Source organism: Corynebacterium argentoratense DSM 44202 (assembly GCF_000590555.1).
Taxonomy (GTDB): domain Bacteria; phylum Actinomycetota; class Actinomycetes; order Mycobacteriales; family Mycobacteriaceae; genus Corynebacterium; species Corynebacterium argentoratense.
The window spans coordinates 1,858,761-1,873,095 of sequence record NC_022198.1; the positions used below are offsets into that span (position 1 = coordinate 1,858,761).

The 14,335-nt window shown below is 59.9% G+C and carries 12 protein-coding genes; 3 read left to right on the forward strand and 9 right to left on the reverse strand.

Annotation, left to right across the window (positions count from 1 at the left end):
- The first annotated feature begins 10 nt into the window (after positions 1 to 10).
- Positions 11 to 1,300, forward strand: a complete 1,290-nt coding sequence (locus CARG_RS08685) for an adenylosuccinate synthase (RefSeq protein ID WP_021012276.1) — start codon at positions 11 to 13, stop codon at positions 1,298 to 1,300.
- Here CARG_RS08685 and CARG_RS08690 read toward each other — a convergent pair.
- The 8 genes from CARG_RS08690 to clpB form a co-directional block, all read right to left on the reverse strand.
- Positions 1,297 to 2,439, reverse strand: a complete 1,143-nt coding sequence (locus CARG_RS08690; RefSeq protein ID WP_021012277.1) for an FUSC family protein — start codon at positions 2,437 to 2,439, stop codon at positions 1,297 to 1,299. The two genes, CARG_RS08685 and CARG_RS08690, sit on opposite strands and share 4 nt — an antisense overlap.
- Before the next feature lie 154 nt (positions 2,440 to 2,593).
- The gene (gene fbaA / locus CARG_RS08695; RefSeq protein ID WP_021012278.1) at positions 2,594 to 3,628 is read right to left on the reverse strand and encodes a class II fructose-bisphosphate aldolase; all 1,035 of its coding nucleotides are present in this window, start codon (positions 3,626 to 3,628) and stop codon (positions 2,594 to 2,596) included.
- Between the two features lie 126 nt (positions 3,629 to 3,754).
- Positions 3,755 to 4,942: a glycoside hydrolase family 76 protein gene (locus CARG_RS08700; RefSeq protein WP_021012279.1), complete on the reverse strand. Its 1,188-nt coding sequence runs from the start codon at positions 4,940 to 4,942 to the stop codon at positions 3,755 to 3,757.
- A gap of 31 nt (positions 4,943 to 4,973) precedes the next feature.
- Positions 4,974 to 5,681, reverse strand: coding sequence for a TrmH family RNA methyltransferase (locus CARG_RS08705; protein ID WP_021012280.1), 708 nt, complete (start codon positions 5,679 to 5,681; stop codon positions 4,974 to 4,976).
- On the reverse strand, positions 5,668 to 6,216 hold the full coding sequence (gene pyrE / locus CARG_RS08710) for an orotate phosphoribosyltransferase (protein WP_021012281.1): 549 nt from the start codon (positions 6,214 to 6,216) through the stop codon (positions 5,668 to 5,670). The genes CARG_RS08705 and pyrE overlap by 14 nt, the downstream gene beginning before the upstream one ends.
- On the reverse strand, positions 6,209 to 6,967 hold the full coding sequence (locus CARG_RS08715) for a hypothetical protein (protein WP_021012282.1): 759 nt from the start codon (positions 6,965 to 6,967) through the stop codon (positions 6,209 to 6,211). The genes pyrE and CARG_RS08715 overlap by 8 nt, the downstream gene beginning before the upstream one ends.
- A 3-nt stretch (positions 6,968 to 6,970) precedes the next feature.
- Positions 6,971 to 7,801: a sulfurtransferase gene (locus CARG_RS08720; RefSeq protein ID WP_021012283.1), complete on the reverse strand. Its 831-nt coding sequence runs from the start codon at positions 7,799 to 7,801 to the stop codon at positions 6,971 to 6,973.
- Positions 7,802 to 7,907: 106 nt separating this feature from the next.
- Entirely contained in the window at positions 7,908 to 10,463 is a 2,556-nt protein-coding gene (gene clpB, locus CARG_RS08725) for an ATP-dependent chaperone ClpB (protein ID WP_021012284.1), read from the reverse strand.
- Between the two features lie 148 nt (positions 10,464 to 10,611).
- Here clpB and CARG_RS08730 point away from each other — a divergent pair, with 148 nt between their 5' ends.
- Positions 10,612 to 11,754, forward strand: a complete 1,143-nt coding sequence (locus tag CARG_RS08730) for a ferredoxin reductase domain-containing protein (RefSeq protein WP_021012285.1) — start codon at positions 10,612 to 10,614, stop codon at positions 11,752 to 11,754.
- Here the strand turns inward: CARG_RS08730 and CARG_RS08735 are convergent.
- Positions 11,751 to 12,545 (reverse strand): nitrilase-related carbon-nitrogen hydrolase, encoded by a 795-nt coding sequence (locus tag CARG_RS08735; protein WP_021012286.1) that lies wholly within the window; start codon positions 12,543 to 12,545, stop codon positions 11,751 to 11,753. The genes CARG_RS08730 and CARG_RS08735 overlap by 4 nt on opposite strands.
- Positions 12,546 to 12,968: 423 nt before the next feature.
- Between CARG_RS08735 and CARG_RS08740 the strand changes: the two genes are divergently transcribed.
- The gene (locus tag CARG_RS08740; protein ID WP_021012288.1) at positions 12,969 to 14,210 is read left to right on the forward strand and encodes an alpha/beta hydrolase; all 1,242 of its coding nucleotides are present in this window, start codon (positions 12,969 to 12,971) and stop codon (positions 14,208 to 14,210) included.
- The last annotated feature ends 125 nt before the right edge of the window (positions 14,211 to 14,335 follow it).

Consider the following 14,335-nt stretch of genomic DNA (forward strand, 5'->3'; position numbering starts at 1 on the left):
AAGGAACATAATGGCCGCAATCGTCATCGTCGGTGCCCAATGGGGCGACGAAGGAAAAGGCAAAGCCACAGACATCCTCGGCGGGCTCGTCGACTACGTCGTCAAACCCAACGGTGGTAACAACGCCGGCCACACCGTCGTCGTCGGCGGTGAAAAATACGAACTCAAGCTGCTGCCTGCAGGTGTACTCTCCGAAAACGCCACCCCAATCCTGGGCAACGGTGTCGTCATCAACCTCGAAGCCCTGTTTGAGGAAATCGACGGACTCGAGGCCCGCGGCGCCAACGCTTCCCGCCTGCGCATCTCCGCCAACGCCCACGTCGTCGCCCCCTACCACCAGGTCCTCGACCGAGTGCAGGAGCGCTTCCTAGGCAAGCGTGCCATCGGCACCACCGGCCGCGGCATCGGCCCGACCTACGCCGATAAGGTCTCCCGCGTCGGTATCCGCGTCCAGGACATCTTTGACGAGTCCATCCTGCGCCAGAAGGTCGAATCCGCGCTCGACGTCAAGAACCAAATCCTGGTGAAGATGTACAACCGCAAAGCCATCGTGGCTGAGGAAATTGTGCAGTACTTCCTGTCCTACGCCGACCGCCTGCGCCCCATGGTTATCGAGGCCGAACTGGAGCTCAACAAGGCACTCGATGAGGGCAAGCATGTGCTGATGGAGGGCGGCCAGGCAACCATGCTGGACGTCGACCACGGCACCTACCCCTTCGTGACCTCCTCCAACCCGACTGCCGGCGGCGCCTGCGTGGGATCCGGTATCGGCCCCACAAAGATCACCAGCTCCCTGGGTATCATCAAGGCCTACACCACCCGCGTTGGTGCCGGCCCCTTCCCCACTGAACTGTTCGACAAGTGGGGCGAGTTCCTGCAAACCACCGGCGGCGAGATCGGAGTGAACACCGGCCGTAAGCGCCGTTGTGGTTGGTACGACTCTGTGATTGCCCGTTATGCATCCCGCGTCAACGGCTTTACCGATTTGTTCCTCACCAAGCTCGACGTGCTCACCGGCATCGGCGAGATCCCAATCTGTGTGGCCTACGACGTCGACGGCACTCGCTTTGATGAGATGCCGATGACCCAGTCCGACTTCCACCACGCCTCCCCCATCTACGAAACGATGCCGGCGTGGGACGAAGACATCACGGGCTGCAAGTCCTTTGAAGAGCTCCCCCAGAAGGCTCAGGACTACGTCCTGCGCCTGGAGGAGCTATCTGGTTGCCGCATCTCCTACATTGGCGTTGGCCCCGGCCGCGACCAGACTATCGTCCGCCACGACGTGATGGACAACTAGTCGCGCACCTCGGGGGGCATCGCGGGGTGCTCGCTCGTCGGCTGAAGCACTGCCACAGCCGAGTAGCGCGACATCCCGCATACTTGCAACAGGTCGACAATGATCGACCGCGACTGCGCTAGAATCACCTGCGCGGTCAGCACCCCACCCTCGGCCACTTCCAGTCCAGCGCGAGCCCCCAACTCCCTTAAGCGACGCACGAGCTCAGGAATAGCGACATGCTCATCTAGGTCTCCGGATTTCGTGTAGAGCTCAGCTAATTGGCCAGCTACATCCGCAAGACTGGAGATAATCCACAGCTGCTCTTTCGACACGGTGTCATGGTCTTCAACCAGGGTGAGTGCCCGTCGCGAGAGCACACGGGTGTTTCTCATCGCATTATCGACGGGGTTCAGGATGCGCACCAAGGATTTGATGCGACGCTTATGGCGCCACAACAGGGGCGACACCGCGACTGATTCCTCCCCCTCTTTCGCTGCGGCGATCATGCTGTTGATGTTTGCCTGCGAACCACGAGCTTTCTTCAGAGCTTTCTGAATGCGCTCGGCATCTTGTTCGGGAATTGCTGCCGCAACTTCTGCGAGGGTGGAGGCAGTTAATGCGAGCACTTTAGAAATTTCCATGCGCCCGCCCTTAAGCGGGCTGGTTGGCATGAGAGCGATGACGATGACGCCGATAAAGCCACCGACGAAAGCGTCAAGCATGCGGCCCGATCCGCCGGAGGTGCCGGGCGGCATGATGGTTGCGATCAACACCGACCCCAGGGCGGCTTGGGTGGCCATGAGCGGGCCTTTGTCGAGGAACACGGCTACGGCGAGGGAGGCCATGACGAGCAGCGGCATTTGCCACCAGCCGGTACCGAAGTGCCCGACGAAAAGGTCACCCACACCAACACCCAAGGACACACCAATGTTGAGTTCGACTGCTCGCCGCAGTCTGTCCCCACCGGTAAGGCCGAGGACGATAACTGCGGCCATGGGGGCGAAGAATGGTTGGTGGTGGCTGAACAGGTGGACGGCAATGAGGTTTGCGAAGCCCGCTGCGACGCCTACTTGGAGGATGGGAAACAGCGAGGCTTTGAGCCGTTGCCATCGTGTGGTGATGAGGTTGGGTGCGTAGTGCAGGCCCATCGTGGGCATCGTCGGCCTCCCATTGTTGGCTCGTGAGGTTACTGTGCTGGGTTTAAACAGTACAAAAGCAAACACCCCACGGCGTTGCCCTTCCATGGTAGTGGTGGGTAACGCTGCAGGGTTTTAAGCTGTTCCGCCTGCTTTAGCTGCAGGGGTACAGGGTTTACTTGTTCAGGGTGGTGCCTACGGAGTGCAGGTCGGTGCAGGACTCGACGACGCGCTCTGCCATGCCGGCCTCAGCAGCCTTGAGGTAGGAGCGGGGGTCGTAGACCTTCTTGTTGCCGACTTCGCCGTCGATCTTCAAAACGCCGTCGTAGTTGGTGAACATGTGGCCGGCGACGGGGCGGGTGAAGGCGTACTGGGTGTCGGTGTCGACGTTCATCTTCACAACGCCGTAGCGCAGGGCTTCTTCAATCTTTTCCTTCTCGGAGCCGGAGCCACCGTGGAAGACGAAGTCGAAGGGCATTGCGCCTTCGTCGAGACCGAGCTTCTTAGCGGCTGCTTTCTGGCCTTCCAGGAGGACCTCGGGCCGCAGCTTGACGTTGCCGGGCTTGTAGACGCCGTGGACGTTGCCGAAGGTTGCAGCCAGCAGGTAGCGGCCCTGCTCACCGGCGCCGATAGCGTCGATGGTCTTTTCGAAGTCTTCGACGGAGGTGTACAGCTGTGCACCAGCCTTGGCTTCGACGCCGTCCTCTTCGCCACCGACGACACCGATCTCGAGCTCGAGGATGATGTTGGCGGCCTTAGCCTTAGCCAGCAGCTCCTGGGCGATTTCGAGGTTCTCATCGATCGGGATAGCGGAGCCGTCCCACATGTGGGACTGGAACAGGGGCAGCTCGCCGCGGTCGACGCGCTCCTGGGAAATGGCGATCAGGGGGCGGACGTAGGTGTCCAGCTTTTCCTTCTGGCAGTGGTCAGTGTGCAGCGCGATGTTGATCGGGTAGTTCTTTGCTGCTTCGTGTGCGAACGCGGCGAGGGCAGTTGCACCCTTGACCATGTTCTTGACGTTAAGGCCAGAGCCGAACTCTGCACCACCGGTGGAGAATTGGATGATGCCGTCGCTTTCTGCGTCGGCGAAGCCCTTGAGGGCTGCGTTAATGGTCTCGGACGAGGTGCAGTTGATGGCGGGAAGGGCGTAGCCACCGTTCTTCGCCTTGGTGAGCATCTCGGCGTAGACTTCCGGGGTTGCGATGGGCATTAAACAAACCTCCAAATTGGGTGTCTTAAGTTCTCTACTTTCCGATTATGCCCGATTGGGCACTTTCGCGCTGGAGTCGTGAGATATCCCACCTTTTTGGGGTCCTGACGCCGCCCCTACCGCAGGTTATCGCGCGTAGCCAGCCTGCGATACTCGTGCTGCAGCCTCGAGCAGCATCCAGCCTGATAACTGCACGGATAGGTCTCGTTCAGCGATTTGTGAGCTGCTCACGGCACCAGAAATGGAGGAGCCGACGACGCCTGAATTCTGTGGCAACGCGGCGTCATTAACCCAATCGGCACTAAAGACGGGGAGCCCATCTATTTCGAGGCGGTGGTTCCAGACACTCTCCGCAGAAGACAAAACCAAACGGGCAGCGATCTTCCGAGTTGCCCGATTAAGTCCGGAATCATCGGGCAATCGGACAGCGACGTCTGCGAGGTAGCGGGCGAGGATCCCCTTGAATAGTCCACCGTCTCCACCACCGGTCTGCCAGTCAATAACGCCGCCGGGCGTTGCCATTGTCTTGGCGATGGAGTGCACTAGGTCCCGAAGTTTGGTGATGTAGCCCATGGCTTCATCGGCTTTTTCGGCATCCGCGATCGAACTGATGGGTTGCTCCAGGCCCGCCGCTTTGCGTAGGGCATCAGAGATTTCTAGGCAGGCACCCAGCATGACGCCCTGGCAGTACGGGTGGATGTCTTTGACCACTTCGGGCCCGTGCATGCGCATACGCACGCCGTCCATGACCAGTCCGTCGTCGCCTACTAGGTTGTCAAACACCCAATCAGTGAGCTCTTTGGCGGCACCCAATTGACCTGCCCGCGCAAACATAATGGCGGCGGGACCGTTGGTGGGAACGTTGTAGAAAGTTTCGTTTGTACGCCACGGCACCACGCCCATGAGGGAGTCTTTGCCGCCCGAAATGTCGCTTTCCAGCCGCTTAAGGTGCTTGGGTTCTTTCTGATTTTTCAAGCTTGTGACGCGTTGGGACGCGAGCGCCAACCACGCTTTGTCGTCGTAGTAGCGGTTGGCACGCACGTTACGCAGGTTGCGCACGCGGATTCCCCGCAGAGTGTACTTCACCCGGGCAAGGCGTGCTGAGGTGGGGTGGCGGTGTGCAGCGTCGATAAGGCAGTCGAGGTAATGGGCCTGCCACCAGTAGTGCCAGTGGAAGAACAGTTTGTCCCGGCTGGTGGGCGGCCAGGTGACGACCGCAAGGTTGGTTTTGGGAATACCCCAGACTCGGCTGGCATGCCGTTCGTTGATTGCTTGCTCCGCGAGGTCAGCGCGGTACGCCCATTTTTCTTGCACGATTATCTTTTCGTCGCGGTGATGCTGATTGTTACCAACTATTACCATAGTCGGCGTGCTGGCGGATCCATGCGTGCATGGCGATACCCGCAGCCACCCCCGCATTGATGGATCGTGTCGACCCAAATTGGGCGATGGAGCACGTCATGAGGGCGCCTTGTTGGGCTGCTTCTGTCACGCCGGGACCTTCTTGCCCGAAGAGAAGGAGGCAGTTGCGTGGCAGGTCTGTGGTTTCCAGTGGCACGCAGCCGGGGGTGTTGTCGATCGCTACGACGATGAGGCCGTTCTCACGCGCCCACTTCAACAGGTGGTCGACGTCGGGGTGGTGCATGAGGTGCTGGTAGCGGTCGGTGACCATCGCGCCGCGGCGGTTCCATCGACTACGCCCCACGATGTGCACCATGGATGCGGCGAAGGCGTTTGCAGTTCGCACGACGGTACCGATGTTGGCGTCGTTTTCGAAGTTTTCGATGGCGATGTGCAGCGGGTGGCGTTTGGTGTCGAGGTCTTCGACGATGGCTTCGCGCCGCCAGTAGCGATAGTGGTCGACTACGTTGCGTCGGTCGCCTTCGGCCAGCAGGACCGGGTCGTAGCGTGGGTCATCGGGCAGTGGCTGCCCCGGGTGTTCTTCAGCCCAAGGCCCGAGCCCAACGGGGCGGGGGTTCCACTCTGTTGGGCCAACTGACTGTTCAGACTCAGCCTTCTCGACCTCCGACTGAGGGGTGTTATGCGAGGTCAAGGTCTTCGAGGCCGAGGAGGTAGCGGTATTCAAGGCCTTCGGCAGCGATGACTTCGCCTGCACCGGTGTTGCGGTCGACTACTGTTGCGACACCTACTACTTCTGCGCCGGCTTCGCGTAGTGCCGCGACAGCGGTGAGTGGGGAGTTGCCTGTGGTGGTGGTGTCTTCGACGACGAGCACCTTTTTGCCGACAATGTCGGGGCCTTCGATTCGGCGTTGCATGCCGTGTTTCTTGGCTTCTTTGCGCACCACGCATGCGTCAACGGGGCGGCCTTCTGCGTGCATGATCGCGGTTGCTACTGGGTCTGCGCCGAGGGTGAGTCCTCCGACATGGGCGTAGTCCCAATCGCTGGTGAGTTGGCGCAGCAGTTTGCCGATGAGTGGCGAGGCTTCGTGGTGGAGGGTGGCACGGCGCAGGTCGACGTAGTAGTCGGCTTCTTTTCCGGAGCTCAAGGTCACTCGTCCGTGAACAACGGCGAGCTTTTTCACCAGTTCAGCGAGGCGTTTGAGGGCAAGTTGGTCGACTTTAGTCATTGGTTTCTTTCATTGTTGTTGCTGAGTCAGCCTTTTCAGTTGCGTCTTCAAAGATAACTGAGGTGTTGGGTAGGTTTCGTATTATGCGGGTGCCGGCGAAGTCACTGACGTTGGGTTGCTCGAGTTTTTCCGCGATGGCATCCACTTCGTCTGCTCCCAGCCCTGTGGGGGTGATGCTGCCGCGTTGCTCGTGTTGGTAGCGGGTGGGTAGTTTGATCGCTGGGGGCTGTGGCAGTGGGGGTGTGATGTTCTGCGCGTTGTTGTCGTCGGTGTCGACGCGTATGAGCTCGTCCCATGGGGTGTGTTTGCTGGGCAGTATGTGGGCAATGTTGGCCAGCGTGATCAACCCCGGATGCGGTTCGGTGTCGCCTGCCGCGACGAGCCAGTCGGATATGCACCAGAATTTGGTGAATTTGTCCGGCAGTTCTTGCAATGCGGGGTGGGTGCGGGGATCCGCGTCCATGTAGGGGTTGTCGCAGGTCCAGCCATCTTGTTTCCGGAAGAAGCTGAGTGTCTGCGGCGAGCTAACAGTGCGCTTTACGGCTACGAGTGGTGGGTCCTGTGTGGTGTACACGTGGTGGCTGAGGTACTCGTGCTTCTGAGTGTGCTTGAGTTTTTTGCCGGGCAGTCCCCATGCTTCCGCTAGTTCCGCCTGGCTGTTTGTGGCGGTGTTTTTGCGGAGCATGCGGGAGCCCATAGTTGCAGCACGTTTGAGTGCGTCTGCGATGCGCGTGAGCAGGTCCGTGAGCATGTGTTAGGCCCCGTGTTGTACTGGGTTGTTGGGGTCGGCGCACCATTGTGACCAGCCGCCCATGTAGATTGCTGCGCCGGGGAGTCCTGCGTGGTGCATGGCGGCGACTGCTTGGCAGCTGTGAATGCCGGATCCGGAATAGATGATGACGTCGCGGGGATCGGTGACTCCGACGGATTCAAACGTTATGCGGATCTGCTCGGGAGTTTTGTATGTGTTGTCTTCGTTAAGCAGTTCTCGGGAGGGCAGGTTGACTGCGCCTGGAATGTGCCCTGCCTTGAGGTCTAGGTGCTCTTTGCGGCCTTGGTAGCGGTTTGCTTCGCGAGTGTCGATGAGTAGTTTGTTGCCTGCTTTGACATCATCGATGGTGGCTACGGGCAGTTGGCCGGGTTCTGGGGTGAGGGTGCAGTTGTTGTGTAGGTTGCCGGGGCCGCCTACAGTGTCGCCGCCGGCTGCTTCCCATGCATCGAGTCCGCCGTCGAGGATTTTGACGTTGCTCACGCCCGCCCAGGTGAGGATCCACCAGGCGCGTGCAGCGTAGATGCCTTTGCCTTGGTCGTAGACGACGACCTCATGGTTGTCTTGGAGACCCCAGGAGTTGAATGCGCGTTGGAGTATTGCTTTGTCGGGTAGTGGGTTTCGTCCGAGCTTGCTGCTGGGTACTGCGGCGAGTTGGGTTGCTGGGTCGCAGCACAGTGCTGTGGGGATGTGCTCGGAGTGAAACTTTTTTTGGGTTGCGTCTTCGCCAGCGACCCAGGTGCAGGCCAACAGTGTTGTGCGGCTGCCGTGGTAAAGCCGGTCGGTGAGTTCGTCGACGCTAACAATGATGCTCATGCCTATCAGTGTAACCCTGGTCAGAGTGGGTCGGCGCAATAAAAAAGGGGTGGTTCACGAAATGCGAACCACCCCAATATCGGCGCTGCAGCGCCAATAGTGTGTACTAAACACCCACCTTCAGGGACTCACCGTCATCGGCAACACCAACGACCACGGCGTCACCATCACGCACATCGCCAGCCAACAACTTCTTAGCCAACTGGTCACCAATGGCCTGCTGCACCAAACGGCGCAACGGGCGGGCGCCATACGCAGGGTCGTAACCGCGCTCCGCCAACCAGACTTTCGCGGCGTCATCAACAATCAGCGTCAACCTGCGGGCAACCAAACGCTTCTGCAGAGACCCAATCTGGATGTCAACGATGCTGGTCAGCTGCTCCTTGCTTAGAGGATCAAAGATCACCACATCATCCAAGCGGTTCACAAACTCCGGTTTGAACGCTGCCTTCACCGCGTCCATCATCTGCTCCCTAGTACCGCCGGCACCCAGGTTGGAGGTGAGGATCAAGATGGTGTTGCGGAAGTCCACCGTGCGGCCCTGGCCATCGGTCAAGCGACCTTCGTCCAACACCTGCAACAGAATGTCGAAGACATCCGGGTGGGCCTTTTCCACCTCGTCGAACAGCACCACGGTGTAGGGGCGGCGGCGTACAGCCTCCGTCAACTGTCCACCCTGGTCGTAACCAACGTATCCGGGAGGAGCACCAACCAGGCGGGCAACAGCATGCTTCTCGCCGTACTCGCTCATGTCGATGCGGACCATGGCGCGCTCGTCGTCAAAGAGGAATTCCGCCAAGGACTTCGCAAGCTCCGTCTTACCCACACCCGTGGGGCCGAGGAACAGGAAGCTACCGGTGGGGCGATCAGGATCGGAGACGCCCGCGCGGGCACGGCGCACAGCGTCCGACACTGCCACGACGGCTTCGTCCTGGCCGACCACGCGCTTGGCGAGGAAGGACTCCATCTCCAGCAGTTTTTCGGTCTCACCCTGCATCATCTTGCCGGCGGGAATACCAGTCCAGGCGCTGACCACCTCGGCGATAGTGTCCGGGGTGACTTCCTCCGACAGCATGGAATTGTTGCCGGATTCCGCCACCTCCGCTTCAGCCTCCTCGACTTGCTTCTCCAACTCGGGGATGCGGCCGTAGCGCAGCTCTGCAACCTTGCCAAAGTCACCTTCACGCTCGGCAATCTCGGACTCTTGACGCAGCGATTCCAGTTGTTCTTTGGCCTCACGCACCTTGTCAATGGCGGTTTTCTCGTTGGACCAGCGGGCAGTCAACTCGCTCAAAGTCTCGCGTTCATCCGCGAGTTCTTGGCGCAGCTTAGCCAGGCGCTCGACCGACGCGGCGTCCGTTTCCTTCGCCAGAGCCATTTCCTCAATCTCCAAGCGGCGAACCGTGCGCTCCAAAGCGTCGATCTCCTCCGGGGAGGAATCAATCTCCATGCGCAGTCGACTGGCAGCCTCATCCACGAGGTCGATGGCCTTATCCGGCAGGAAGCGGGAGGTGATGTAGCGGTCGGACAAAGTAGCCGCAGCAACCAGCGCGGAGTCCTGGATGCGCACACCATGGTGCACCTCGTAGCGTTCCTTCAGGCCACGCAAGATACCCACGGCGTCTTCAACACTGGGTTCGCCCACGTAAACCTGCTGGAAACGGCGCTCCAACGCGGCGTCCTTCTCGATGTACTTCCTGTACTCCTCCAGAGTTGTGGCTCCGACCAAACGCAGTTCACCGCGGGCGAGCAGGGGCTTGATCATGTTGCCAGCGTCCATTGCGGAGTCACCGGTCGCGCCGGCACCGACGATGGTGTGGATCTCGTCGATGAAGGTGATGATCCGCCCGTCGGCATTCTTGATTTCGTCGAGCACGGCCTTAAGGCGTTCCTCAAACTCACCGCGGTATTTCGCGCCGGCGACCATCGAACCCAGGTCAAGGCTAATCAGCGTCTTGCCTTTGAGGGACTCAGGGACGTCACCCGCAACAATGCGGCGCGCAAGGCCTTCGACAATCGCTGTCTTACCCACACCGGGCTCACCAATAAGCACCGGATTGTTTTTGGTACGACGGCTCAGCACCTGTACCACGCGGCGGATTTCCTCATCCCTACCAATGACGGGATCGATCTTGCCTTCGCGGGCACGCTTGGTGAGGTCGGTGGAGTACTTCTCCAATGCCTGGAACTGCCCTTCGGGGTCTTCGCTGGTGACGCGTTGGCTACCCCGTACGGTCGGAAAGGCACCCTTGATAGCGTCGTAGGTGGCACCTTGTTCCTGCAAGGCTTTAGCCGCATCGGATTCTCCGCGCGTAATACCTGCAAGCAGGACTTCGGTGGACACAAACTCGTCGCCAAGCTCGCCGGCTAGCTCTTGAGCTGCGGTAAAGGCGTTGAGGCAGTCACGGTTAAAGTTGGGCTTCGCGATACCGGAGCCTTGAGCTTTGGGGTAAGAATCGACAAGTGCTTGCGCCTTGGCCAGCACCGCATCAGCTTCAACGCCTGCGGCTTTAAGCACCGGGTAAGCGATGGAATCTTGCTGTTTAAGCAAGGCCACCAGTATGTGGGCCGGGCGAATGTCGGGGTTTCCTAATGCGCTGGCCTGCTGCAAAGCGGCTTGTAAAGCTTCGTTGGTTTTTGTGGTTGGTGTGAATGTATCCATTATGTTTCTCCTTTATCTATGGGGCTTGTCGCGCCCTCTCATTGTGTATAACGCACGAGAAGTTGAGTGTGTTCCACTCAAGTAAAAAATCTACAAAATTTTTTGAGTCGACCACATTCAACCTTGCGGGCTGCGGCATACTTAGGTGGTGACTCTCGCCGACACCCTCCGCGCCGAACCGAAGCGCCTCTCCCACTTCGGCGACCTCGCACACTCCGCCCTGCTGCGCCGAGCCCCAGGCCTCATATCGTTTTTCGGCCCCAACCCCCACACCGAACTCACGACCGCAGTCCTGTTCATCCTCACCCACAGCACCCCGGGCCCGCAGGATTCCGGCACACAAACACCCCTCTCACCGCGTATTGACGCCGCGGGGGCAGGCGCCCTGCGCGCCCTCGCCACCGAACACGTGGCCTACATGCCGCCGGACCCCGCACTGTACCTTGCGGCAGCGGACGCCCTGTGCGAAGCACTACGCGACAGCTGCGCCGACCAGCCCTTCCAGCAGGTACTCGCCGCCGAAAAAGCGCTGCGCGAAGCATGCTCGCTCATGGCTACGCATGCCAAAAGCCTAGAACCCACAACCACCACCGCAACCGTCGTCGACGTCGAACAGCGCAACGCGGACATTGTCGTAGTTCGCATGGTCGCGCAACGCCCCATCGCTTACCTCGCCGGGCAGCAGGTCCAGGCCTGCCCGGATATCACCCCCGGTCAGTGGCGCCGCCTCGCCCCCGCCCTACCGTCCAATGATCAAGGCCACGTCGAATTTCACCTGTCCAAGCCTTCCCCGGTGCCCCGCGCGGGCGACACCTGGACGCTGGGGCTTTCCAGCGGAAATACCGCCGTGACAGGCGATCAGGAACTACTGCTCATTGCCGAAGAAACAGGTCTCGCATCGGCCCGCGCGATCATCCTCGACCTGCTCCAACGCGGCGTCACTACCCGCACTCACCTATTCTTCGGTGGCACTTCACCGGGCCGGCTTTACGACCTGTTGGGGCTGTGGCAGTTGGCCGGCACAAGCCCGTGGTTATCCATCACCCCGGTCTACCAGGAAGAACGAGACCCCTGGTGGTTGTCCCCCACCGAGCACTGCTCCTGTCCCCGCGGCCTGCACCTGCCGCAGGTCGGTTCTCTTGCCGACGTGGTTCCGCGCTTCGGCAGCTGGGAAGACCGGGACGTGTTGATCTTCGCGACCGATCACACCATCAATGACGTCGCGTCGGCAATGCGCGCAGCGGGCACTCCGGGCAGTCACATCCGCTCGCTGCGCACTGCTTCCGGCTAATCGTCGGCCAGCACCGGCAGAGTTTTTCGCACGGCGTCAACACCCTCGACGTCTAGGTCATGGATGAGCAGTCCTGGCTCGGCCCCAAGGCTCTCCGAAGGGGTTCCGTCCGCCAGGAAAACACCGCTATTGCCCACGCCGCATGGGCCTTCGCGGGTGATCCCTTGGGTTTCGGGGTCTGCCTGGTCGACAGCGAAAACCACGCAGGTGGAGTCCATTGCCCGAGCAGAACCCAAGGTGTTCCACTGGCGTACTTTACCCGGCCCACTTTGCCACGATGCGGACACGATGATCGCCTGGGCCCCAGCGCGTGCGAGCTGTTTAAACTGCTGTGGGAAGCGAATGTCGTAACAGGTTGCTACGCCCCAGCAGACCCCCTCGTAAGTGAAGGTCAGATTGGCTTCACCTGACTTGACGTTGTCAGACTCTTTAAACCCGAAGGCATCGTAACAGTGGCGCTTGTTATACCGGTGCTCGGTGCCGTCCGGAAGGACGACGAACAAGGTATTGTGCACCCGATTGCGCCCCTCTTGGTTGTCGGCTGGGGTGAAGCCACCGACGACCACCGCGATGGAATGCTCCTGGGCTGCCTGCCGGATGGGGGCTAGGAAATCTTCGATGCACTCCGCATTGTGATCGAGCCGCCCGGTTCCAAAAGCCTGCGACGTTGCCTCCGGAAACGCCACAAGTTGCGCGCCCTTCCCGCTTGCCTCGGAAATTAGTTGGCATACTTGCCGGGCATTATCGGAAGGGCTGGGACCTGTTGTGAGCTGGGCTAGTGCAACACGCATGGGTCAAGCCTATGTGAAATTCTTCTAACTCGTAGCACTATTGTCCACAACCAAGCTATGCGGACACAGTGCCCACAACACAGGTATCTCGCACACTGGTGCCATGACTTCCAAACAATCACCGCTCACCGAACACTTAAGCATTATGAACTCCAGCTTTTTGGATGCGATGCCTTGTTTCGACCCGATGCCGCGACCACAAGTGGCACCGCCCGACTCAACAGGCTTAGGCTTTTGCGAACACCTAGGATCCTTAGAAGCCTTCCGCTCCGCCGCATCAGATTTAGTATCTGCCTGCGAGCACTCAACTTCGCTTATGGATCAGGCAGTTGCCCAGCTGAGGGCATCGGTTGCAGAGTTTATTGCCAGCGTATGGCAGCAGGACGATGTCCTGACCGAGGTGTTGGATGGAGGGCACACGCGGTGAGTCTTCGTCTACCCACTGGCCCACCCTCAGCATCCCATGGCTTATCCACCCTCGAGGCAGCCTTGCGCGTGTGGGCACAGCAACTGTCGGATCATCGCGAGCTCGTCAGCGATAGCTGGTATGCCCACCTTGGGCGAAGCGTCAGCGGAGCAGCCTTCGACGAAGCGTTCACCGCCCACCTGCGTCTAACCTCCCCCGCTGAGCAGGTCATCTCGGTGTTGCAGCAGGCAGAAGGTGTTACCAGTGCAATCGCCACCGCCCGTCGGGATCTTGAGCAGCGTGTGGCCGAAGCAATCGATCATCTTGCCGCCGTGGGGATTTACCTGCGCTCGGGGAATATGTTGTATGCCGCGGACCATGCGGTCGAATTACTGCCTGACGCTCGGGCATTGTTTGATGCTTTTGGTCAGATTGCCTGGGCCATTGACCAGCATGGTGCCGATGAGCTTCGCCGTATCGCGCAATTCACCAATCCTTCCCTCATGCCCGTGTTAACTGCCACGGCAGATGGCCTCGATCAGCTCGATGCACCGTGGCCGCCTCATCCCCATGACGTGGAGCTGTGGGTTTCACAGCACCCTGAGGTGGAATTACTCGACTCCCCCGGTGAAGGCTTTGCCTACGCAGTCGGCGATCCTGGCGCCAGCAGCCACATCATTATTGTCGGCGGTGTTGGGTCCAGCAGCGACAGTTCGTGGGAACGCAACCTGCAGCGGGCGTTGACGACAGCGGCCGCAACAGATTCTCGTGTAGTGATGTGGACGGGTTATGACGCCCCGGGGGTGCTGCCCTTCGGTATCAGCGACCGACGCGCGCATGACGCCGCCGGGGATGTTCATTCATTCATCGAGCACTACGCCAATCAACTAAGGGACAATGATTCCAGTAGTGGCTCGGATCGTACCTTAACGTTGGTGGGCTATTCCTATGGTTCTCTAGTAGCGGGCCTTGCAGCTCGCCAGGGTCTGCCCGTGGATTCCATGGTTTTTGTGGGCAGCCCGGGGACTGGGGCGCATGATGTGGAGGATCTTCGGATCAAGCCCGGCGGAAAAGTGTATGCGGTGATGGGCACTTCAGATCCGATACGGGTGGCAACCAGCAACCATCAGGGGCTGTTCGGTCCCGACCCAGGTGGTGATTCTTTCGGGGCGATTGGGGTGGAAGTCCCCGCAGACCACAGTGGCTACTGGGAAAGCTCGGACTTCCTCGATGTACTCCGCCGGGCTTCGGCTCCCTAGGGCCAACCCGGGGGATATGGCTCCTTAGAACAGGCCGGTGGGCTTGTCGGAGTAAGATACAAGCATGCACTTGGTCTGGGTGTAGTGCGCCACCATATTTGAGAAAAAATTTACAAAAATCTTTG

Excerpts from the sequence above, each read along its gene's own strand:
- CARG_RS08685 (WP_021012276.1), top strand. The coding sequence starts at position 11 with ATGGCCGCAATCGTCATCGTCGGTGCCCAATGGGGCGACGAAGGAAAA.
- CARG_RS08690 (WP_021012277.1), bottom strand. The coding sequence starts at position 2,439 with ATGCCCACGATGGGCCTGCACTACGCACCCAACCTCATCACCACACGA.
- fbaA (WP_021012278.1), bottom strand. The coding sequence starts at position 3,628 with ATGCCCATCGCAACCCCGGAAGTCTACGCCGAGATGCTCACCAAGGCG.
- pyrE (WP_021012281.1), bottom strand. The coding sequence starts at position 6,216 with ATGACTAAAGTCGACCAACTTGCCCTCAAACGCCTCGCTGAACTGGTG.
- CARG_RS08715 (WP_021012282.1), bottom strand. The coding sequence starts at position 6,967 with ATGCTCACGGACCTGCTCACGCGCATCGCAGACGCACTCAAACGTGCT.
- CARG_RS08720 (WP_021012283.1), bottom strand. The coding sequence starts at position 7,801 with ATGAGCATCATTGTTAGCGTCGACGAACTCACCGACCGGCTTTACCAC.
- clpB (WP_021012284.1), bottom strand. The coding sequence starts at position 10,463 with ATGGATACATTCACACCAACCACAAAAACCAACGAAGCTTTACAAGCC.
- CARG_RS08735 (WP_021012286.1), bottom strand. The coding sequence starts at position 12,545 with ATGCGTGTTGCACTAGCCCAGCTCACAACAGGTCCCAGCCCTTCCGAT.